The sequence below is a fragment of the Pseudomonas sp. NPDC089408 genome (assembly GCF_044749445.1).
In the GTDB taxonomy this organism is placed as follows: domain Bacteria; phylum Pseudomonadota; class Gammaproteobacteria; order Pseudomonadales; family Pseudomonadaceae; genus Aquipseudomonas.
In genome coordinates, this window is sequence record NZ_JBIVHY010000002.1 from 408,658 (window position 1) to 429,699 (window position 21,042).

The window sequence follows — 21,042 nt, forward strand, 5'->3', positions numbered from 1 at the left end:
CTAAAGCCGCTCCTACAAGGATCTCCACAGGCCTGAATATTGTGGCATCCCTGTAGGAGCGGCTTTAGCCGCGAAGAGGCCGGTACAGGCTAAAGATGCCTTAACGGCCAAACCGCATCGGCCAGCCGATCACCTTCTTCACCCGCGGCGTGGCATAGGTGCGCACCTTTGAGGTACTCAACCCCATGCGCACCAGCGATTCGGCAATGGTCACCGCCGCACTTACCCCATCCACCACCGGCACCCCTGTGCGCTGGCGAATTTGCTCGTCCAGCCCGGCCATGCCGCCGCAACCCAGGCAGATCACCTCGGCCTTGTCGTCACGCACGGCGCGCTCGGCCTGCTCGACAATCGCCTCCACGGCCCGCTGCGGGTCGGCTTCCAGTTCCAGTACCGCCAGCCCGCTGGCCCGCACCGAGGCGCAGCGGTCGTACAGGCCCGACAGTTTCAGGCGGTCTTCGATCAGCGGCACAGTACGGTCCAGGGTGGTTACCACCGAGTAGGCATGGCCCAGGTACAGGGCCGTGCTGGCGGCGGCATCGGTAATGTCCACCACCGGGACATTGAGCAGTTCCTGCAAGCCCTCGCGGCCGTGCTCGCCGTAACCAGCCTGGATCACGGCGTCATAGGGGCCATCGTAGGCCAACACGCGGTCCATCACCGCAATGGCGGCCAGGTAGCTTTCGAAGTTGCCTTCTACCGACTCGGCGCCGAACCACGGGGTAAGGCCGATGATTTCAGTACCGGGCGCGGCGACCACACGGGCCTGCTCGGCAATGGCTTCAGTGATGGCTTCGGTGGTGTTGACGTTGGCGATCAGAATACGCATGGGCAGTCTTCCCTGATTAATGGCTGCTGTGGTCGACGGCGATGCACTCTCCGCTGACGTCGTGGTATTGGCGATTGCGTGGTGCGATCAGCAGGTAGATAGCGGCGGCGATGCCGGCACCGATCAGCCAGGAGAACGGCGCGACGCTGTGGAAGTTGGGCACCAGGGCCAGGATGATGGCCAGCAGTGCGGCCGGTACAAAGGCGGCCACGGCGCGCAGGTTGATGCCTTTGCTGTAGTGGTAGGCGCCGGCCGGGTCTTCGCTGTACAGCTGTGGCACGTTGATGCAGCCTTTGCGCAGCAGCCAGTAGTCGGACATGATCACCCCGTACAGCGGGCCGAGCAGGGCGCCCAGGCCTGACAGGAAGTACACGATCACCAATGGGCTGTTGTACAGGTTCCACGGCAGGATCAGCACCGCCAGGGTGGCGCTGATCAGCCCGGCGCGGCGGAAGTTCAGGTGGCGTGGCGCCAGGTTGCTGAGTACGAAGGCCGGCGCGACGAAGTTGGCCATGATGTTCACCGCCACGGTGACGATCAGGAAGGCCAGGCAACCGAGTACCAGGAACGGTGTGCTGGGGATGGCGGCGACGATCTGCGTCGGGCTGTCGATGATCTTGCCGTTGATCTGGAACTGTGCGCCGCACAGCACCACGGTGATCACCGCGAATACCAGGATGTTTACCGGCAGGCCCCAGAAGTTGCCGACGCGGATGGTCTTGCGGCACGGCGAGGAACGGGCGAAGTCACAGAAGTTCAGCACCAGGGTGCCATAGATCGCCAGCCACAGGGCGCCACCGGCAAAGATGTTGCGCCACATCTCGTAGCCGCTCAGCGGCTCGGCCACCGACCAGGCGATGCGCGCATCGGCCTTGACGTACATGAACACTGCCAGCGCCGCGACAGTCAGCAGTATCACCGGGCCGGCGAAGCCTTCGTAGCGGCGCACCATCTCCATGCCATAGGCAAGGATCACCAGCTGTACCAGCCAGATTGCCACGAAACACACCCAGCCCAGGCTCGACAGGCCAAGGATGCTGTCGTGGTCGTAGGCGGCCAGTTGCGGCCATACGGCGATGAGCAGCACGCGCAGCACCACCGAGGCCAGGTAGGTCTGGATGCCGAACCAGGCGATGGCGATGACCGCGCGGATCAGCGCCGGGATCTGCGCGCCGTGGATGCCGAAGGCGATGCGGCTGATGACCGGGAACGGCACGCCGGTTTTCTGCCCCATGTAGCCGGACAGGTTCATGAAGAAGTACACCAGCGCCGCGCCGATGGCCAGCGACAAGAGTATTTGCCAGCCACCCAGGCCAAGGGCGAACAAGCCCATGGCGAACGAATAATTGGCAATATTGTGCACATCGTTTGTCCACAACGCGAAGATGCTATAGCCGCCCCAGCGCCGTCCTTCGCTGCGGGTTGGCGCGAGGTCGCGGTTGTGCAGGCGCGGGCTCAGGGCAAGTTCCGGCTGTTGGCCGGCGAGGCTGGCAGCGGGGTGGGTGCTGGCGACGGATTGTTCAGGGGCAAGGTCGAGGCTGCTACTCATTCCGGCGGGCTCCTGATGCACATGGACTGCGATGAGCGGGCATGCGCACGGGCTCGCCATCTCGTCGGTGCAGCGTTGGCATCACAGGGTTCTGGGCGCGGCGGCCACCATTGGGTCGGCGTCGCGGGTTCTTGTGTATTTATGTTTTGCTTGGGTTGTATACAAAACACGAACACACAAAAGCCATTTCTGTGCCAAGGAAAAGTCAACTTTCGGCGGGGCGGTATCTGGACTCTATCTTGTTGAAAGATAAGTTAATGAAATGCGGGAATTATAAGTTGACCAAATGAACAGGTTTAATTTTGATAATAACCATTTAGTTGATCATTTGGTCAGAATAAGTTGCGGGGAAGGTGTAACGTATTGGGGCGTTATCTTGAAAAGTGCACACAAAAATGGCACTTATGGTGACATTCTTGTGTACAAAAAATAGTCAGCTTTTTCCTGTTCTGGCCTCTTCGCGGGTAAACCCGCTCCTACATCGGTACGTGGCACCTTGTAGGAGCGGGTTTACCCACGAAGAGGCCAGAACAGGAGGAAATCAATCCATCGGCGGCAACCGCCGCTTCACCGGGCTTTTCTTGATGATGGCGGTGTTGGTCTCGGCCAGCACATTGATGCGGTCGAGCAGGGTGTCCAGCTGTTCCATCGAGCGCACATGCAGCCGGGCGATGAAGCAGTCCTCGCCAGTAACCTTGTCGCATTCGGTGAACTCGGGGATGGCAATGAGCTGTCGCTCCACTTCTTGCAACTGCCCCGGCAGCGGGCGAATGCGCACGATGGCCTGTAACTGGTAGCCAAAGGCGCGCGGGTCGACTTCCACGGTATAGCCGCGCAGCACGCCGCGCTCTTCCAGGCGGCGCAGGCGTTCGCTGACGCTGGGCGCAGACAACCCACTGATTTGCGCCAACGCCTTTAGCGAGCGGCGCGAGTCTTCCATCAGTGCGTTGATCAGCAGTTGGTCGATGCTGTCGGTCATGCTTACCTCAACAGGTAATTCAGGGTATTTGCCTTGATAGTAAAGGCAAGCTTGTCGATTTGCCTTGGATATCCGCTGGAAGGGGGGCGGGCTGCCTTTGCATACTAGTGCCATCGTCAACGGGAGGTGTGAGATGGACAGTTCATTGCGCCGTGGTTCGCTGGAAATGGTCGCTGCCATGCTGATTTCCGGGACCATCGGCTGGTTCGTGCTGGTGTCGGGCCAACCGGTGCTGGAGGTGGTGTTCTGGCGCTGCGTATTTGGAGCCCTGACCCTGCTGGTGATTTGCGCCGCTTTCGGCTATCTGCGCCCAGGTGTGATCAGCCGCACGGCGTTCCTGTTGGCGATTGCCAGCGGCGTGGCCATTGTCGGCAACTGGTTGCTGTTGTTCGCCTCGTACTCGCGTGCGTCGATTGCCATCGGCACGGCGGTGTACAACGTGCAGCCGTTCATGCTGGTGGGGCTGGCGGCGCTGTTTCTGGGTGAGAAGATCACCCTGGCCAAGGTGACCTGGCTGAGCGTGGCTTTCCTTGGCATGCTGGCCATCGTCAGTGCCCATGGTGCGGGGCAGGGTGGTGGAGGGGACTATTTGCAAGGCATTGCCTTCGCGTTGGGGGCGGCGTTGCTGTATGCCATTGCGGCGTTGATCATCAAGCGCCTGAGCGGTACGCCGCCGCACCTGATTGCGTTGATACAGGTGAGCACCGGTGTGTTGCTGCTGGCGCCGTGGGTCAAGCTTGGCGGGTTGCCGGGTGAAGTACCGGCGCTGGCCAGTTTGCTGACCTTGGGCATGGTGCATACCGGCTTGATGTATGTGCTGCTGTATAGCGCTATCCAGCGTTTGCCGACGGCGTTGACCGGGGCGTTGTCGTTTATCTATCCGATTGCGGCGATCTTGGTCGACTGGGTGGCGTTCGGGCACCGCCTGGCGCCGTTGCAGTGGCTGGGCGTGGGGTTGATTCTGCTGGCGGCGGCGGGGATGCAGCAGGGGTGGTGGTTTCGGTCTTCGCGGGTTGCCATTAAAGAGTGAGGTGACTTTAAGGGCCTCTTCGCGGGTAAACCCGCTCCCACAGAGCGCGCACGGTATTCAGAACTGTGGTGATCCTGTGGGAGCGGGTTTACCCGCGAAAGGGCCCGCAAGGTAGAATGCCGCTTTTGCCAGCCTGCGACCCACCATGACCTCGCCAATCGCCACCCTCGAGCAACACCTGCTCGCCGCCCTCGACCCTGCCCCGCAGGAAACCCGCCGCCTGTTCCACGGCCGCGGCCGCTGCTGGGCGGGGCTGGAGCAGGTCACCGTCGACTGGCTGCAAGGCGTGCTGTCGGTGGCCCTGTTCCGCGAACCGCCCGAGGGCCAGTTGGCCGAGCTGGAAGCCATGTTGCGCAGAGTGGCCGAGCGCCCGCAGTGGGCCGGCCAGGCCATCATCATCCAGCACCGCTACCTGCCCGACAGCCCGGGCCAGTGGCTGCTGGGCGAACCGTGCCAGCAACGCGAAGTGGTCGAGGACGGCCTGACCTACCTGCTGGACCTGGGCGTGAGGCAGAACAACGGCCTGTTCCTCGACATGCGCTATGGCCGCCGTTGGGTGCGTGAGCAGGCGGCGGGCAAGCGTGTGCTGAACCTGTTTGCCTACACCTGCGGGTTCTCGGTGGCAGCCATTGCCGGCGGCGCCGAGCAGGTGGTGAACCTGGACATGGCCAAGTCGGCCCTGTCGCGGGGCCGGGACAACCATCGCCTGAATGGCCATGATGCTTCGCGGGTGGCCTACCTGGGGCATGAGCTGTTCAAGTCGTGGGGCAAGGTGCGCAAGTACGGGCCATACGACCTGATTATCATCGACCCGCCGACCTTCCAACGCGGCAGCTTTGTGCTGACTCAGGATTACGCGAAGATCCTGCGGCGTTTGCCGGAGTTGTTGAGCGCGGGTGGGACGGTACTGGCGTGTGTGAACGACCCGGGGATCGGGCCGGAGTTTTTGATTGAAGGGATGGCCGAGCAGGCGCCTTCGTTGGTGTTTGTCGAGCGGCTGGAAAACCCGCCGGAGTTTCCGGATGTGGACCCGGCGGGCGGGCTCAAGGCCTTGGTATTCCGGCAAGTTTGATGTTGCCATTGCTGGCCCTTTCGCGGGTAAACCCGCTCCTACAAGGGATCACCTCAGGCTCGAATGTTGCGAGGTCCCTGTGTAGGAGCGGCTTTAGCCGCGAAAGGGCCGGCACAGGCAACATCAAGCCCCCAGAGCCTGCACCGGCAACGGATACACCTGGGCAAAACTCACATTCTCAGTCTGGTCCACCCGCTTCTTCAGCCGCTCATTGAACGCCCGGCTCACCGCATACTGCCCGCCGGAAATGGTGCGGAACTGCGCCGTCAGCACAAACCCGTTCAAGTCCATGCGGTCCACCCCGAACACCTGCAGCGGCCCTTGCAAGTTGATGCGCAGCAGCGGGTCTTCGCTGATTGATTTGCCCACTTCATGAATCAGCGCCAGTGACGCATCCACATCACTGTCGTAAGTGAACTGCACCGAGAAGAACGCATAGGCGAACTGCCGCGATTGGTTGGTAACCGCCTTGATCTGACCGAACGGCACCGAATGCACGAAGCCTTTGCCATCGCGCAGGCGCAAGGTACGGATCGTCAGGCTTTCGACAGTACCGGCATGGCCGGAATCGAGCACTACCCAGTCGCCGATGGAAATGGTGTCTTCGATGAGGATGAACAACCCGGTAATCACATCCTGCACCAGCTGTTGCGAGCCGAAGCCGATGGCCAGCCCGATCACCCCGGCACCGGCCAGCAATGGCGCGACGTTGATCCCAAGGTTGGCCATGGTGGTGATGGTGCAGATGACGATAAGGATCACTTTGATCGCATTGCGCAGCATCGGCAGGATGGTCCGCACCCGGGTGCTCGGCTGGCGTGCGCTGCGGCGGCCGACGGGTGGCTTGAGGGCTTCCTGGATGGCCGTGTCGAGTACCACCCACAGCAGCCAGGTGACCAGCAGGATCAAGCCAATGCTCGACAGCGAGTTGCTGATCGCCTGGCCCAGGCTGTTGCTCAGGGCAAAATCGACCACCGAGAAGCCCCAGATGCGCCCTAGCAGTTCGATGAAGGTGACCGCCATGGAGATGCGCAGTAGCGCATGGGCGAGGCTGCGCAGCAGTTCCTTGTAGGGGCGTACCCGCTGCGCCGGGTCGGTTTCGCGCTGGGCCAGCAAGTGTTGCAGCAAGGTGCTGAGGAACACGGTCGAGACCAGTAGCACGGTGGTCAGCAAGGCCTTCTGCAGTGCCTTCTGGCTTTCTGCGCCGGCACCGATCAGGTGAATGGCCGAAACTAGGATCATCAGCAGAATCGGCAAGTACCACAACACCGAAAAGATCCGCAGGGTCTCCTGCACGGCACGGTGCTGCACGCGGTCCTTGAAGGCACGGTTGCGGATCAGGTGTGCGACCGGGCGGCGCAGGCGGATCACCAGGCTGGCGAAGATGAAGGTGGCAATCAGGCCGGTGGCCACGGCGATACTGGCGGTGATGTTGCCGCCCAGCTGGCGGGCGATCTGCGGGCTGGTCAGGGCATCGCTCCAGGCCGCGAGAAAGCCGATCATGAACAGCGGGCGGGGTGCCAGGCGTTTGATCACCGCTACGGCGTCGCGTTTGTGGCCGGCATCGAACAGGGTCACCAGGCAGAGGATGATCGAAGTCGAGAACAGGCCGCTGCTGGTGGCATAGGCGAGGCTCAGGCCCAACGCGCGGGCCACTGACGGGTCGAGAAAGCGGCTGGCATACAGTGTCAGCGGCAGGCTGGCCAGGGCCGGCAGGGTGTAGGGCAGCAGGTAGCCAAGCAGGCTGCTGGCGCGTTTACGTTCGCGTAGCCAGGGCGTGCCTGCAGTGCGTTTGGCGGCCCAACGGCCGAGGCTGGTGAGTACCGCGAAACTGGCGGCCCAGGCAAGGGTGAGTATCAGGAAGTTGCCGGCCAGTTGCAGCGAGTCGGTGGCCGAATGGCGGTCTAACAGGCGCTCGACTTCCTTGGCGGCGCGGTCGGTGCGCAGGCGCCAGGCATCCACCAGCTGGGCGTCCAGGTCCAGCTCTTGGGCGGCGCTGTCCAGGCCGTCGGCCAGGGCGCCAAGCAGTCCGCCTTGCAGTACCGGTTCGGGTTCGGTGGGTTGTTCTTCAGTGGGGGTGGGGTCAGCGGCCAACAGGTGGGTGCTCAGCAGGCAGCCGAGCAGTAGGGTAGAGATAAAACGCAGCACTGGAGTACTCCTTGGGCCGGGGTGAGTGGGGCTCGGTTACTCAAGGAACTGATTGGCGAGGGAAAAGTTCGATGAAATGTCGGCGCATCCCTTGCAGGAGCCGAGATGAACGACACGTTGTTAATGTAGGATTTATCTTACGAATATAATTTATTTGTTTATATTTATTGTGTGAAGATTAATTGGTTTACAATTTTTAATATTTGATTTTTTGCAATGCAGTTGGCTGTCTACTAGGATCCGAGTTCCTATTTAGAAGCGCTGCCGACAATTAGTGATCGGCGTTATCAGGCAGGGAGAATGCCAATGTTCAATGGTTACCAGCGATGGCTCGTATTGGTCGTTCTGTCCTTCGCCTTGCTATTGGTCGCGATCGATATGACGGTCCTTTATATCGCCTTGCCCACACTTACCCATGCGCTCGGGGCATCTACCTCCGAAAAGCTGTGGATCATAAATATGTATCCCCTGGTAGTTGCTGGCCTGTTACTGGGCGCCGGCACTTTGGGTGATCGTATCGGTCACCAGCGCTTGTTCGTGATCGGCCTTGTGCTGTTCGGGGCGGCGTCGCTTCTGGCTGCATTCGCGCCATCTTCCGCGCTGCTCATCCTGGCCAGGGGGGCACTGGGCGTCGGTGCGGCGGCCATGATGCCGGCCACGCTGGCGATCATCAGCCTGACCTTCGAGGATGAGCGTGAGCGCGGTTTGGCCATTGGCGTCTGGACGGCGGTGGCTTCCGGTGGTGCAGCGATAGGCCCCCTGATAGGGGGGGCGCTGCTCGAGCATTTCTGGTGGGGCTCGGTATTCCTGATCAACGTGCCCATTGTGCTGGTGGCCTTGGTGTTGTCTCTGCTCCTGATCAGGAACACGCCGCAGGCCAACGCCGGCCCATGGGACCTGCTTGGTTCCCTGCAGGCAATGGTAGGGCTCATCAGCCTGGCGTACCTCATCAAGGAATTTGCCAAGCCTGAGCCCTCGCTGGCTGCGGCGCTAGGTGCGTTGGTCCTCTGCGCGGGCTTCGGCTGGTTGTTCGTGCGCGGGCAGCGCAAGCGCGGTTTTCCGTTGATCGACCTGCAGATTTTCCGCAGTCCCGCGTTCTCCTCTGCGGTCATCGCCAGCCTGGCCGCAGCCGGCTGCCTGATGGGCATCAACCTGGTACTGAGCCAGCGCCTGCAACTGGTAGTCGGGCTATCCCCGCTCGAGACCGGCGTGTATTTCCTGCCCCTTTCTGTGGGGGCGATCGTGGCAGGTCCGTTTAGCGGTTGGATGCTGCCCAAGGTTCGCTGTGACCGATTCCTGGTGCTCGCACTGCTGATCTACGCCGGTGCCATTGGCCTGTTCATGTACAGTTTCAGCCATTCGGTCGCCCTGCAATTGCTGCTGCTGTTCGTCATGGGCGCTTGCGTAGGGGCGAGCATGACCGGGGCGTCCACCACCATCATGGTCAGCGCGCCGCCGGAGCGAGCGGGCATGGCCGCGTCGGCCGAGGAAATCTCCTACGAGTTGGGAGGGGGGTTGGGCATCGCCTTCATGGGTAGCCTGATGTCGGTGGTATACAGCCGCTCCCTGGTAGTGCCCGAGCAGGCCGCCGACGCGGTGCGCCTGCAGGACGGGATCGACAGCGCGCTGGCTGCTGCCGCGCAGATGCCCGCACCGCTGGGGCAGGAAATCGCGGCGAATGCGCGATTGGCGTTCGACCAGGCGGTGTCCTCGGTAATGATGGCCACCGTGGGGGTGCTGGTGGTGATCGCACTGTTGGTATTTGTGAACTTTCGAAGGTATCCGACAGTTTCTGCCGAACAGCAAGTTTCTTCTTGATTCAGTCAAATAATGCTCGGCCCGGAACTGTTCAATTGAATAGTTCCAGATCCGGATTTGTGCTGCTTTAAACTTGGAGGGATGGCATGCGCCTGTTATTGGGGCAATTGTATGATCAGCGTGCGGCCTTGCATCTGGAACAGCGTTATGTCGGTGAAGTCCTGATACCGCAGGAGCGTCTTTGTGCTGATCATCTGCGTGAGGCCGTGCGGTTTGTCGTGAAGAAGTATCCGGCACTTCGTGGCTGTTTCACGCGCAGCGAAGGCGAATGGCGCATGGACTTTCTTGCCGTGGACGCATTTCCCGTGGACCAGGCGTTGCAGGTAGTTGCCGCCGCACCCGGGGTGTTGCCTGATGCACAGGCCCAGGCCAGCGTCGACGCACTGCTCGCGACCTCGACCCTGGTCCCTCCCTTGCTGAGGTACATCCTGCATGATGCCGACCAGGCCGAGGACCAGCGCTTGGTGCTTATCTTCCATCACCTGGTCTGCGATGGCATCTCCAGCCGGATACTCTGGCGGGACCTTTCCAGGGCCTATCGCGCCTCAATGCAGGGCTGCCCGCTCGACGACGAGGCCTGCGACAGTTATCCGGCTTTCGCACAGGAACTTGCCCAGCGCTACAGGGCACTACCCGCCGAGGTGTCGCTAGCGCTCGGCACCCCGGCACTTGCCGGGGTGTTGGACCAGGCGGCAGGGGAACAGGCCGGCAAGGCCCTCGAGCACACCCTCGTGCGGCATTGCCTGCATTTAGAACCTGAGGCTGTGGATGAGCTGCGTCGATGCGCGGCCGAGTGGCAGGTGAGCTTGAGCGACTACCTGCTCGGTTGCTGGCTGCAAGTGCTGAGCCAAGCCCAGGCTCACGGTTCGGTAGCGCTGCTGATGTGGGTCAGCCCGCATTTCGTTGGCCAATGGCAGACACCCGTCACCCAGCTGGTGGGGTCGGTGTCATTCCCGCTCCCGGTGCGCTTGACGCTTCAGGCCGGACGCTGCCTGCGAGAAACCGCGCGGTCGGTCAGGGCCGAGGTAGAACAGGCCATGGCGCAGGCACACGCCTTCGCAATCCGGTATTTCAGCGGTGTCGCGGGCGCGCCGGTGCCCGACTTGCCTGCCATCGGTTTCAACTTCGTCTCGGCGCACAAGCCGGGCGGCAGCCTGATTGGTTACCGGCCTGCCCCGGGGCAACTGCACATCGCGCGCGATCCTCGGCAGGTGGCCGACCTGCCATTGAGTTTCGAGGCCGAACTGTACGAGCGTCGCTTGCGCCTCACCGTGCTGGTGGCGCCTGAGATCGCCCGAGTGCTCCCCATCGAGGCATTGGTCCATCGATTGTTCGAGGACATGCGGCCGATCGCAATGGCAGAAAGTTGAGCATGACCGACTCGCCGCCATGACAGGAAGCCATGGCAAACCTAAAGGGATATCTGCATGAGTGCTGGATACGAGCAAGTACTGGCTGTGGTGCTAACGCAACTGGCGTCGGCCTGTGATGGGGAGCGCGTAGAGGAGGACACCCGGCTGGGTAGCCTCGGCCTGGATTCGATCGCCGTGACCGGCCTACTGGCTTCCTTGGGAGCACAGCTGGAACGGGACCTGGAACCTACCTTGTTCTGGCGCTTCGCGACCCCCGCGCAGTTGTGCCGGCACCTGTGTGGTGACGAGGGCGAGCGTGCCGAACCGCAGGCATCAAGGCTTGCAGATCTCCGACAGGCGGTGGCGATCACGGGCCTCGCCTGCCGTTTCCCCGGGGCCGACGACAACCTTGCCTTCTGGCGCTTGCTCGAAAACGGCGGCCAAGGCATCGGGCCGGTTGCTCACGATCATTTCACCGAGCGAGCGGAAAGTGGCTGGCATGTGGCGCCTGACGAGATCGGTGGTTTTATCGACGGTGCGTGCGACTTTGACCACGAGCGTTTCGGGCTGGGTGGCCACGAGGCGTCGCAGATGGATCCGCAACAGCGTTTGCTGCTGACCTTGGCCTGGGCTGCCCTGGAACAGGCCGGGATGCCGCCTGTGGCATTGCGCGGACAACCCGGTGGGGTCTATGTCGGCGCCATGTGGTCGGACTTCGCCCATCATGTGCCGCCGCAACATATGACGGCGCAGAGCGCCACGGGCCTGGATACCAGCATCCTCTCGGCCAGGATCTCGTTCGCCCTGGGGCTCGGAGGGCCCAGCTTGACGGTCAACACCGCCTGTTCCTCCTCGCTGGTCGCCCTGCACCTGGCTTGCCAGGCCCTGCGGCAGGGTGAATGCGACTTCGCCATCGTCGCAGGGGTCAACCTGATGCTTGCGGCGCACAGCTTTACCGCTATGCGCCGATTTGGCGGGCTCTCGGAGACGGCGACCTGCCATACCTTCGACGCGGCGGCCGACGGCTATGTACGGGCCGAAGGCGCGGGCGTGGTGGTACTGCGCAGGCTACCCGACGCGTTGCAGGCGGCATCGCCGATCTGGGGGGTGATCCGCGCGTCGGTGGTCAACAACAACGGCTTTCACAACAGCCTCACGGCGCCGTCGATGCAAGCCCAGCAAGCATTGCTGGACGAGGCTGTGCGCCAGGCCGGGATCGCTCCGGGCGATGTCGAGTACGTTGAGGCCCACGGTACCGGCACGGCCATGGGCGACCCGATCGAGGCCACTGCCATCGCCGCAGCCTATTGCCCGCGCGGCGCCCGTCGCCACCCCCTGCTCATCGGTTCGGTGAAGACCAACATCGGCCATGCCGAGGCGGCGGCGGGGATGGCCGGGCTGATCAAGGTGTTGCTTGCGCTGCAGCATGAAGTGATACCTGCCCACCTCAACTACCGCGCTCCCAACCCTGCGCTCGACTGGTCGCGCCTGTCCTTGCAACCGGTGTTGCAGAACACGCCCTGGGCTTCGGCGCAGCCACTGGCGGGGGTGAGCTCCTTCGGTTTCGGTGGCACCAATGCCCATGTGATCGTGGGCCGTCAATGGTCGGTGCCGGCTGATGACACGCTTGATGGCAGTGATCCTTCCCTGATCCTGGTGCAGCCCGCCAGCAAGGCGAAAGGTGCCTTGCTGGTGTTTTCCGGACAAGGGGCGCAATGGCCGGGCATGGGGCTGCGGCTGGCCCGGCTTGACCCGGTTTTCCGCGCGTGCGTGGCCAGATGCGACCAGCTGTTCACGGCGATGGCAGGCTGGTCCCTGGCCGAGCGTCTGTATGACGCCGAGGAATGTTTCAGCGATGTCGAAGTCGCCTGGCCCTGCCAATTCGCCCTCCAGGTAGCGTTGGCCGAAGTATGGCTCGCCAAGGGCCTGCGCCCGGTCGCGGCAATCGGCCACAGCATCGGTGAAGTGGCAGCGGCGCATGTGTGTGGCGTGCTGAGCCTTCGCGATGCCTTGCGGGTCATTCTTGCGCAGGCACGATGGGCTGCTCTGCGGCCAGGGGCAATGGCTTTGCTGGGCCTTGGCTGGAACGCCGCCGAGGCGCTGCTCGCCACGCTTGAAGTGACCGCCAGCGTGGCAATCCAGCATGCTGACCAGGCGACGGTCATCAGCGGTTCGGCTGACGCCATCGCCCAGGTGCAACAGCATTGCCGGCACAACGGCGTGCGCTTCAACCAGATCAGGTGTGAAGTTGCCGTGCATACCGGGGCTGAAGAAGACGGCTACCAGGCGCTGTGCGAGGCGCTTAAGGACATCGTGCCGAGCGCCCCGCACCTGCCTTTCCTGGGGACCTGTTCGGTCGCAGCGGCCGATGGCTGCTTGCGCCCGCACTACTGGGCGGATGCGGTGGCCCGGCCGGTGCGTTGGTTCGATGCGATGTGCACGGCCTTGCGGGCCAGTGACGGGGTGGTCGTGGAAGTCTCAAGTCATCCCGTGCTGCAAGGCAGTCTGCGCGAAGCACTGGCGGCGATTGCGCCGGGCAGGGGGCTGCTGGCCACTGCCCGGCGTGGAGGCTGCGACGTCCATGTCATGGCACAGGCACTGGACGATTGCCACGAAGTGGTGCCTTCGCTGGGCGACAGCCCGCAAGCAGTGCTGCTCAGTGGCCACAGCCATGCAGCACTGCTCGCACGTTGCGCCAGCATCGCGCGCTGGATCGAGCAGGATACGACACTGCGTCTGGCCGATTGCGCCCAGGCTCTGCAAGGCGCCGGCAGCCATGAGTGCCATCGCCTGGCATTCATGGCCGAGACGCCAGCCCAGGCGCTGGCCTGCCTGCGCTCGGCACTGGCGGCAGAGCTCGCAGCCAGCAGGGTGTGCGCTGCGCCCTTGTTGCGTGTGTGCCCGCGTGCGCCACTTTCCCCCGCACAAAGGGACGTGCTTCAGGCCTTGCCCGCATTCGCCAACGGATACGGTCGGGTCATGCAGGTCGCGCACGACCTGGGCATCGAGGCGCACCTGGTCGAGGGCGTGGCCATGTACATCGGTTGTACCGAATTACTGCGTCATGAAGGCCTGATGGTCACGCGCTATCGTGCAGGCGACACGGTTGGCAGCATTGAAGACCTGGTGGCGGGGCGGTCCGGCTTGAGCGTGCTGGTCCGTGCCGTCGCTGAGCGGGATGCGCGGGGTTGGCCGCGAGCCGAAGGCGTCGGCGACGGTGCGCTGCTGTGCTTCGAAAACCTTCAGGGCAGCACGGCCGCGCAGTTGCTCGCCGAGTTGAAGGTGCGCAGTTACCTGGCCGGCGTCGGCGTTATGGCGCTTCCGGCCGCACGACAGCCGCCGCTCTCCCTGCCTGGTACACGGCCAGCCCGTGAATCTGCACCAACGAACGGTGCGAGTGGCTATCGCCTGGCCTGGCTGCCAACCGACTGCTCGCCAGTGGCTGGTGTTGATGCGCAGGGTCTGTTGGTTGTCGGGTGTGCGCCTGGATGGTCGGCGCTGCGCGCACATGTGAGCTTCGCCAGGGCCACATGGCATGAGTTTGCCCCCGGCGGTACCTGCCAGTCCTATCAGCGGGACTTTCTCGAACTGCTCGAAGGTGCTGCGTTCGACACTATCGTGCTGCTGGCCGAGCCGGCCGAGGTCGCGTGCGTCCGGGGCCTGCTGCAGGCGCTGGGCAGGATGCGTGCAGGCGCTGCGACGTTGCACGTGGTCACCTGTGCCGCCCAGCGGTTGCCCATGGATACCCGGGTGGTCGCAGACGCCACCTTGCTGTGGGGGCTGCTCAGGACGGCGCAGTTGGAACTGGATGGCCAGCGCTTGTGCATCACCGATGTCGGCTCGGCCTATGCAGATGCGGCTGAATGCGACCTCGTCCAGGCGACGCTGGCCAGCCTTGCCACGCCTGTATCGCAAAGCGCCTGGCGTGTGGGTGTGCGCTACGTACCGGCGTTGCAGCCTGTGCCCGCGCAGGCGCTGGTAACCAATACCCCTGTTGAGGAGGAGGCAGGTTTCCACCTGATCACGGGAGGCTTCGGGGCGCTGGGGCAAGTCATGCTGCGTCGCTATTTCGATCAGGGCGAGCGCCGTTTCCTTTTGCTGGGCCGCAGCCCGGCAAGCCAGCAGGCCATGGAAGCCATGGAGGCGTTGTGCAGCCAAGGCGCGACGATCATCATCGAGCGGCTCGATGTCGCCGACGCTGCCCACCTGGACGAGACGATCGAGCGTGCCGCCCGGCAACTCGGGCCGCTGACCTGTATCAGCCACGCGGCGGGCGTGCTGCACTCAGGGGCACTCGAGGGGATGACCCTGGCCGGTTTTCTTGGCGGCGTACGCGCCAAGCGCGAGGGCGCCTGGAACCTGCACCAGGTCAGCTTGCGGTGGCCGGTGCGTCGCTTCCTTCTGGTGTCGTCCGTCTCGAGCCTGTTCGGGTTTCCCGGCCATGCTGCCTACGCCAGCGGCAATGCTTACCTCGATGGCCTGGCCGACTACCGCTTGAGCCTGGGGTTACCCGCCATCAGTGCAAGGTTCGGCCCGTTCGCTGACGAGGGGTTGCTGGTTCAGGGTGGCGCTGCACAGGTGTTCGAGCACTTGCCGGCGATCGACATGCGCGAGGCCTTGCGGTACCTGGAGCAATGGCCTGAGGGCCATGGCCACCCACTGATCATGTGCTATCGCGGCCCGGCAGCATTGGCAAGTGACCTGCCAACCTTGGCGGAGCGCGATGACGTGCTGGCCAACACGGCGGACCGCCATAGGCAACTGTGCTCCATCGTCAGTCGTTTCGTGGCGTCGCTGCTTCAGGTGCCGCTTGAGCGGATCCCGGTGGACGCGCCGCTGAGCGAACTGGGGGTCAGCTCGCTGCTGGGCGTGGAAATCCGTAATCGCCTGCAAACCGAGCTGGAGGTGCGCATGCCCGCCACGGTGCTGTGGAACTACCCGACCATCACTGCACTGGCCTGCTACCTCGAATCGTTGTTGTGGCCCATTGAAGGCGCAGGGTTCGGCGAGGCCGAGCCGATCACGGAGCCTGACGAGGATGACGATGCGTTGATGGCGGAGCTGCTCAGGGAGCTGGCCACGCTCAAGGACAAATTCAGGGAGAACATGAAATGACACAAGGATCAGCCAAACCCGAAACGGCATCGGCATCGGCATTGCAGCAGGCGCTGGCGAGTGTCCGCAAGCTCAAGGCCGTACTGCAACGCAACGAAGAACCCATCGCCATCATTGGAGCGGCCTGCCGCTTGCCTGGGGCCGACTCGCTGGAGGCGTTCTGGTCGCTGTTGACGCAACAGCGCGATGCGATCGAGGAGGTGCCTGCATCGCGCTGGAGCAACGCGCGGTACTACGACCCCGACCCGATGGCCATGGGCAAGCTCGCGACCCGCTGGGCCGGGGTGATCGATGAGCGGGCGTTTGATGCTGCTTTCTTCGGTATCAGCGACACCGAGGCCGCGCACATGGATGCCCAGCAGCGGATCTTCCTGGAGGTCGCCTGGGAGGCGCTGGTGAACGCAGGGCAGACCCGTGAACGCTTGCGCGGCAGCCAGACGGGTGTCTATGTCGGGGCGGTCAATTACAACGATGGGTATGCGCGTCGGCTGTTCGATGACATCGAACGGGTTAACGCCTTCAGTGGCCCCGGGGTCTCCAACAGTGTGCTGGCGGGGCGCCTGGCCTACCTGTTCGATCTCAAAGGCCCCTGCCTAGCGATCGATACCGCCTGCTCCTCGTCGTTGGTCGCGGTTCACCAGGCGTGCCAGAGCCTGCGCAACGACGAGTGCGAACAGGCCGTCGCTGGCGGCGTGAACCTTGTCCTGAGCCCCGAGTTCACCGTGGCGACCTCACGCATGGGGTTGATGGCGGCGGATGGCCGCTGCAAACCGTTCGACGAGCGTGCCGACGGTATCGTGCGCAGTGATGGTTGTGGGGTGATAGTGCTCAAGCGGTTGAGCGATGCGACCCGTGACGGTGATCGAGTGCTGGCGTTGATCCAGGCTTCGGCGGTCAACCAGGATGGCCGCACCAACGGCATGACCGCACCCAACGGTCTGGCCCAGGAGGCCCTGCTGCGTGGCGTGCTCACCCGGGCCGGCATCAGTGCCGACAGCCTCGGCTATGTCGAGGCGCATGGCACGGGCACCAAGCTAGGCGATCCGATCGAGGTGGCGGCCTTGGCCAAGGTGCTGGGCACCCGGCGAGAATCGCCGCCGTGCCTGATCGGTTCGGTCAAAGGCAATATCGGCCATTGCGAAGCGGCTGCAGGTATCGCCTCGTTGATCAAGACCGTCCTGTGCCTGCAGCATCGAAGCGTGCCGGGCCTTGCCGACCTCAGGTCACTCAACCAGCATATCGACGCGCACACCAGCCTGGCATTTCCACGCACCAACCTGGCCTGGCCGGATGCCGGTGGCGAGCCGTTGTACGGACTTGTCAGCTCCTTCGGCTGGTCGGGCACCAATGCCCAGGTGATCCTCGCCAGTGCCTCCCAAGGCGCTGCGAAGATGCCTGACCCTTTGTTCAGGATTGCCGCACAGACCCGCGATGGCTTGCGCGAGGAGGTGGCGCGCGCTTGCGCGGCGCTCGCCGCGCTGCCAGGCGATCAGCGCGTCGAGCCGAACTCGCCCGGCGCGACAGGGGCGTTCCGCAAGGCCTTCGTGACCAGCACGGCCGGTGCGCTGGCCAACGACATGCGCACATGGTTGGCGCAGGACGGCCAGCCCCAAGGGCCGGGCGAAAAGCTGGCGTTGGTGTTCTCCGGCCAGGGCAGCCAGTGGCCAGGGATGGTCGACCAGCTGTTGGCGCAGAACGGAGCGTTCCGACGCAGCCTGCAACAGAGCGAGGCAATCGTGCAACGCTTGGCCGGGTGGTCGTTGCTCGGTGCGATCGCCGCCCGCAGCGACACCGACCTTGCGCTTACCCAATGGGCGCAACCCTGCGTGGTGGCGATCCAGCTGGCATTGTTCGACATGCTGATCAGCTGGGGCGTGAAGCCTGCGGCAGTCAGCGGGCACAGCATCGGCGAACTTTCCGCCGCCTGCTGCGCCGGCCTGCTGAGCCGTGAACAGGCATTGCAGGCGGCCCTGGCCCGGGGGCGCTGCATGGCCGTGCTGCACGGGCAGGGCAGTATGCATGCGCTTCTGGCGCCGTCGGAAACGGTCGAGCGAATCGTACAATACTGCCCAGGTGTCTCCATCAGCGCCTACAACAGCCCCGGCGCCAGCATCGTTTCGGTTGCGGCGTCGTCGTTGGCTCGGTTTCAGGCGTGTTGCGCCACCGCCGGTGTCGAGCCGGTCATGGTCAATGAGCATTATCCCTTCCATTGCAGCCAACTCGAACCGCTAGCCCAGGACCTGCAGGAAGCGTTCGCGCACCTGCGCCACGGCCAGGGTGTGGTGCCATTCGTTTCGACCAGCCATGGCGATGACGAGGCGGCTGTGCCACGGGACGCCGGCTACTGGGTGCGCAATGCCCTGCGCCCCGTGCGCTTCGACCTTGCCATGGCGCGGCTGGCGGAACTGGGTTGTGACACGTTCGTCGAGCTGGGGCCGCATGTGTCACTGGTCCAGCACATGCAGCGTTGCCTGGCCGCTTCGCGGCCTGGCCTGCGGGCCATGGCGGTACTCAATCGGCACAAGCCGTTGCAGCAATCGCTGAACACCTTGCTCGCCGGCCTCTACGAGACGGGACAGACGCTGGGAGTCGAGCTCGATCCCACGCCACGGCTGCACACCTGGCAGCACGCCACCTACGAGCTGCCTCCATTGGTGAGCGAGGCACCGCCTTTGCTGCTGGGCCTTGCCGGCACGCGGGTGAGCGATGGCGCGAAGGCCAAGCGGTTCGAGGCCAGCTGGCCAGGCACCGGGCTGCTGGCTGACCATCGCATGTTCGACCGCGTCGTGGTGCCTGGAGCGATGCACCTGAGTGCCTTGGTCACCCAGGCGTTGCGGGGCCTGCACATGCCTGCGGTATGTATCCGTGACGTGCGCTTTCTGCGGCCGTTGCTCATGGCCCCTGGCGAGCGGCGTGAAGTGGTCATCGAGTGGGCCGGTACATCACAACAAGGCGAGTACCAGGTAGGGGTCGCCGTGGCTAACGAAGGCAATCCCCAAGTGTTGTCCAGCGCAGTGGTGCAGGCCATGCCGTCATCGTCCTTGGTGGCGGATGAACTGCCGTCAGCACCTGGCGCCGACGCCCGGCAACTGGACTGCGCGGCGTTCTACACCCAGGCCTATGCCAGGGGTTTGCAACTGGGACCGCTGTTCCAGCGGATCGAGTCGATGTGGCTCGACAGTCGCACGCAGCTCATGCAAGTGCGCCTGCTCGCCAGTAGCGCCATGTCGCAAGACCAAGGGCTGGTGCTCGACCCTGGCGTATTGGATGCCTGTTTCCAGGCGCTGTTTGCTGGCTACTGGCAGCAATGCCCGGAAATGGATCTCTACATTCCCCTGGCAATTGGGGAGCTAACGCTTGCTCACGCTGTGCACGGTGAGCTGCGCGCGACGATCCGCCTGACCACTGCAGACTTCGATCAACACAGCCAGATCGTCCAAGGCGACATCGAGCTGCACGACGATCAGGGGCGGCGGGTGGGTACGTTGCGCAATGTCCAGCTCAAGCGCGCCCAGCGCGATGCTTTGCTCAAAAGCGAATCGAGGGGCGTCACCCAGGCGTGTGGGTTCACCTGGCGTGAAATGCCGTCGGCGCTGCTGACGCCGGTCGCCGCATGCCCTGTGGTGCTGGGTAATGATCCATTGGCGAACCTGCTGGCCGCCAGGCTCGAACAGTCCGCACTCCCCTCAGCAGGTATGGCTGGCGGGCCCGGACAATGGGTGGATACCGGCGGGCAAGTGGGTGAAACCATGGCGGATTGGTCGGTGGCGATCAGCGGGCGCCTGGAGCAGTTGCGCCGTCTGTGCGGGCAGATCGAGGACGCGGGGGTGAGCGAAGCGCGCCTCTGCGTGGTGACACGGGGCGCCCATGAGCCGTCGGCGGGCGACAACTACCTGCTCGGCGCGGCGACGCTTGCCGTTCTGAAAGTGATTGCCAACGAGTATCCGGCGATCCGTTGCCAGGCGATCGACTTGCCCGCGCCGTGGCCACCGTCGCCAACCGACCTCGATGTGCTGCTGGGGTTGCTGGGCGGTGCGCCTGGCGCTGGATTGCTGCGGGTGGAAAACGGACGTGTGTTCGAGCAAGTCCTGGAGCCCCTGGCATATGCACCTGACGAGGCGATGACGGTGCGAGCGGGCAGCCGTTACCTGATTACCGGTGGCTTTGGCGACACCGGGCAGGCGTTGTGCCGAGGCTTGATCGCACGTGGCGCGCGACAGATCACGCTGATGGGGCGCAGCCGGCCGTCGCCGGCCTTGGTCGAAGAGGCGAGGAGCCTGAGCCAGCAGGGTCTTGATGTGCACCTGTTCCAGGGCGATGTGGCAAGCACCGCCGATGTCGCGGCGCTGATGCGCCAAGTGGCGCGCCGAGGGCAGCCGCTTTCGGGGGTACTGCATCTGGCGGGCGTGGTCGAGGACGCCCTTCTGACATGCCTGAATGCGCAAGTGGTCAACCGTGTACTGGCGCCCAAGGTCACCGGTACGGTCAATTTGCACCACGCCCTGCAAGGGCAGCCGTTGCAGTGGTTTGTGACCTTCGCATCGCTGTCGGCGTGCATCGGCCTGGCTGGGCAGTCCGCCTATGCGGCGGCCAACGGTTTCGCCCAGGCCTTCATGGCCCAGCGTACGGCCATGGGCCTGGTCGGCCAGGCGATTGCCTGGGGGCCGTGGGCCGCGGGCATGACCGCACGCCTTGCGGCGGATCACCAACAACGCTTGCAGGCAGCGGGGCTGGGTCAAATGCCGATCGAGGAGGTGGTGCGTTGGGCCCTGGGTTGCTCTGGGCTCGACGCCCATCCGAACGTGATGGTCGCCCAGGCAGCGCCGGGTGTCCTGCGCCAGCGCGTGGGCCTGCGCGGTGTGGCTGTGCAGGCCGAGCCGCTGGGTGAAGCGGTGGCCATGCAGGGCAGCCCTGAGCAGCAGCATGCCGCGATGACCGCATTGGTGATCGAAGAACTGGGCACGGCCACGCGCAACCTGACACTGACCAGCGACACCACGCTGGCCGGGCTTGGCCTGGACTCGCTCGGCGCGGTTGCGATTGTCCAGCGTATCCGCGAGCGCACCGGCAAGTCGCTGCCGATCACTGCGTTCTTCGATAGCCGGACACTGCAGGACGTGGTGGCCAAGCTGCTACCTCAAGTCTGATTC

At 63.9% G+C, this 21,042-nt stretch carries 10 protein-coding genes; 6 read left to right on the forward strand and 4 right to left on the reverse strand.

Features of this window, described 5'->3' with window-relative positions; translation table 11 throughout:
* Positions 1–100: 100 nt before the first annotated feature.
* The 3 genes from ACIP02_RS05250 to ACIP02_RS05260 form a co-directional block, all read right to left on the reverse strand.
* Positions 101–829, reverse strand: coding sequence for an aspartate/glutamate racemase family protein (locus ACIP02_RS05250; protein ID WP_400613896.1), 729 nt, complete (start codon positions 827–829; stop codon positions 101–103).
* Positions 830–845: 16 nt separating this feature from the next.
* Positions 846–2,378, reverse strand: coding sequence for an NCS1 family nucleobase:cation symporter-1 (locus ACIP02_RS05255; RefSeq protein ID WP_400613898.1), 1,533 nt, complete (start codon positions 2,376–2,378; stop codon positions 846–848).
* A gap of 541 nt (positions 2,379–2,919) precedes the next feature.
* On the reverse strand, positions 2,920–3,357 hold the full coding sequence (locus ACIP02_RS05260) for an Lrp/AsnC family transcriptional regulator (protein WP_400613900.1): 438 nt from the start codon (positions 3,355–3,357) through the stop codon (positions 2,920–2,922).
* 133 nt (positions 3,358–3,490) lie between these two features.
* Between ACIP02_RS05260 and ACIP02_RS05265 the strand changes: the two genes are divergently transcribed.
* Positions 3,491–4,387, forward strand: coding sequence for a DMT family transporter (locus ACIP02_RS05265; RefSeq protein WP_400613902.1), 897 nt, complete (start codon positions 3,491–3,493; stop codon positions 4,385–4,387).
* Positions 4,388–4,532: 145 nt separating this feature from the next.
* Positions 4,533–5,459, forward strand: a complete 927-nt coding sequence (locus ACIP02_RS05270; protein WP_400613904.1) for a class I SAM-dependent methyltransferase — start codon at positions 4,533–4,535, stop codon at positions 5,457–5,459.
* A gap of 123 nt (positions 5,460–5,582) precedes the next feature.
* Here the strand turns inward: ACIP02_RS05270 and ACIP02_RS05275 are convergent, their stop codons facing one another.
* Positions 5,583–7,607, reverse strand: coding sequence for a mechanosensitive ion channel family protein (locus tag ACIP02_RS05275; RefSeq protein WP_400613906.1), 2,025 nt, complete (start codon positions 7,605–7,607; stop codon positions 5,583–5,585).
* A 306-nt stretch (positions 7,608–7,913) separates the two neighbouring features.
* Between ACIP02_RS05275 and ACIP02_RS05280 the strand changes: the two genes are divergently transcribed.
* From ACIP02_RS05280 to ACIP02_RS05295, 4 genes are all read left to right on the forward strand, one after another.
* Entirely contained in the window at positions 7,914–9,425 is a 1,512-nt protein-coding gene (locus tag ACIP02_RS05280; RefSeq protein ID WP_400613908.1) for an MFS transporter, read from the forward strand.
* 86 nt (positions 9,426–9,511) lie between these two features.
* Positions 9,512–10,795, forward strand: coding sequence for a condensation domain-containing protein (locus tag ACIP02_RS05285; RefSeq protein WP_400613911.1), 1,284 nt, complete (start codon positions 9,512–9,514; stop codon positions 10,793–10,795).
* A gap of 57 nt (positions 10,796–10,852) precedes the next feature.
* Positions 10,853–15,892: an SDR family NAD(P)-dependent oxidoreductase gene (locus ACIP02_RS05290; RefSeq protein WP_400613913.1), complete on the forward strand. Its 5,040-nt coding sequence runs from the start codon at positions 10,853–10,855 to the stop codon at positions 15,890–15,892.
* The gene (locus ACIP02_RS05295; RefSeq protein WP_400613915.1) at positions 15,889–21,039 is read left to right on the forward strand and encodes an SDR family NAD(P)-dependent oxidoreductase; all 5,151 of its coding nucleotides are present in this window, start codon (positions 15,889–15,891) and stop codon (positions 21,037–21,039) included. The genes ACIP02_RS05290 and ACIP02_RS05295 overlap by 4 nt, the downstream gene beginning before the upstream one ends.
* Positions 21,040–21,042: the final 3 nt, after the last annotated feature.

What these genes read in the sequence shown, in the direction of transcription:
- ACIP02_RS05265 (WP_400613902.1), top strand. Translation starts at nt 3,491, where the DNA reads ATGGACAGTTCATTGCGCCGTGGTTCGCTGGAAATGGTCGCTGCCATG.
- ACIP02_RS05260 (WP_400613900.1), bottom strand. Translation starts at nt 3,357, where the DNA reads ATGACCGACAGCATCGACCAACTGCTGATCAACGCACTGATGGAAGAC.
- ACIP02_RS05295 (WP_400613915.1), top strand. Translation starts at nt 15,889, where the DNA reads ATGACACAAGGATCAGCCAAACCCGAAACGGCATCGGCATCGGCATTG.
- ACIP02_RS05280 (WP_400613908.1), top strand. Translation starts at nt 7,914, where the DNA reads ATGTTCAATGGTTACCAGCGATGGCTCGTATTGGTCGTTCTGTCCTTC.
- ACIP02_RS05285 (WP_400613911.1), top strand. Translation starts at nt 9,512, where the DNA reads ATGCGCCTGTTATTGGGGCAATTGTATGATCAGCGTGCGGCCTTGCAT.
- ACIP02_RS05290 (WP_400613913.1), top strand. Translation starts at nt 10,853, where the DNA reads ATGAGTGCTGGATACGAGCAAGTACTGGCTGTGGTGCTAACGCAACTG.
- ACIP02_RS05270 (WP_400613904.1), top strand. Translation starts at nt 4,533, where the DNA reads ATGACCTCGCCAATCGCCACCCTCGAGCAACACCTGCTCGCCGCCCTC.
- ACIP02_RS05250 (WP_400613896.1), bottom strand. Translation starts at nt 829, where the DNA reads ATGCGTATTCTGATCGCCAACGTCAACACCACCGAAGCCATCACTGAA.
- ACIP02_RS05255 (WP_400613898.1), bottom strand. Translation starts at nt 2,378, where the DNA reads ATGAGTAGCAGCCTCGACCTTGCCCCTGAACAATCCGTCGCCAGCACC.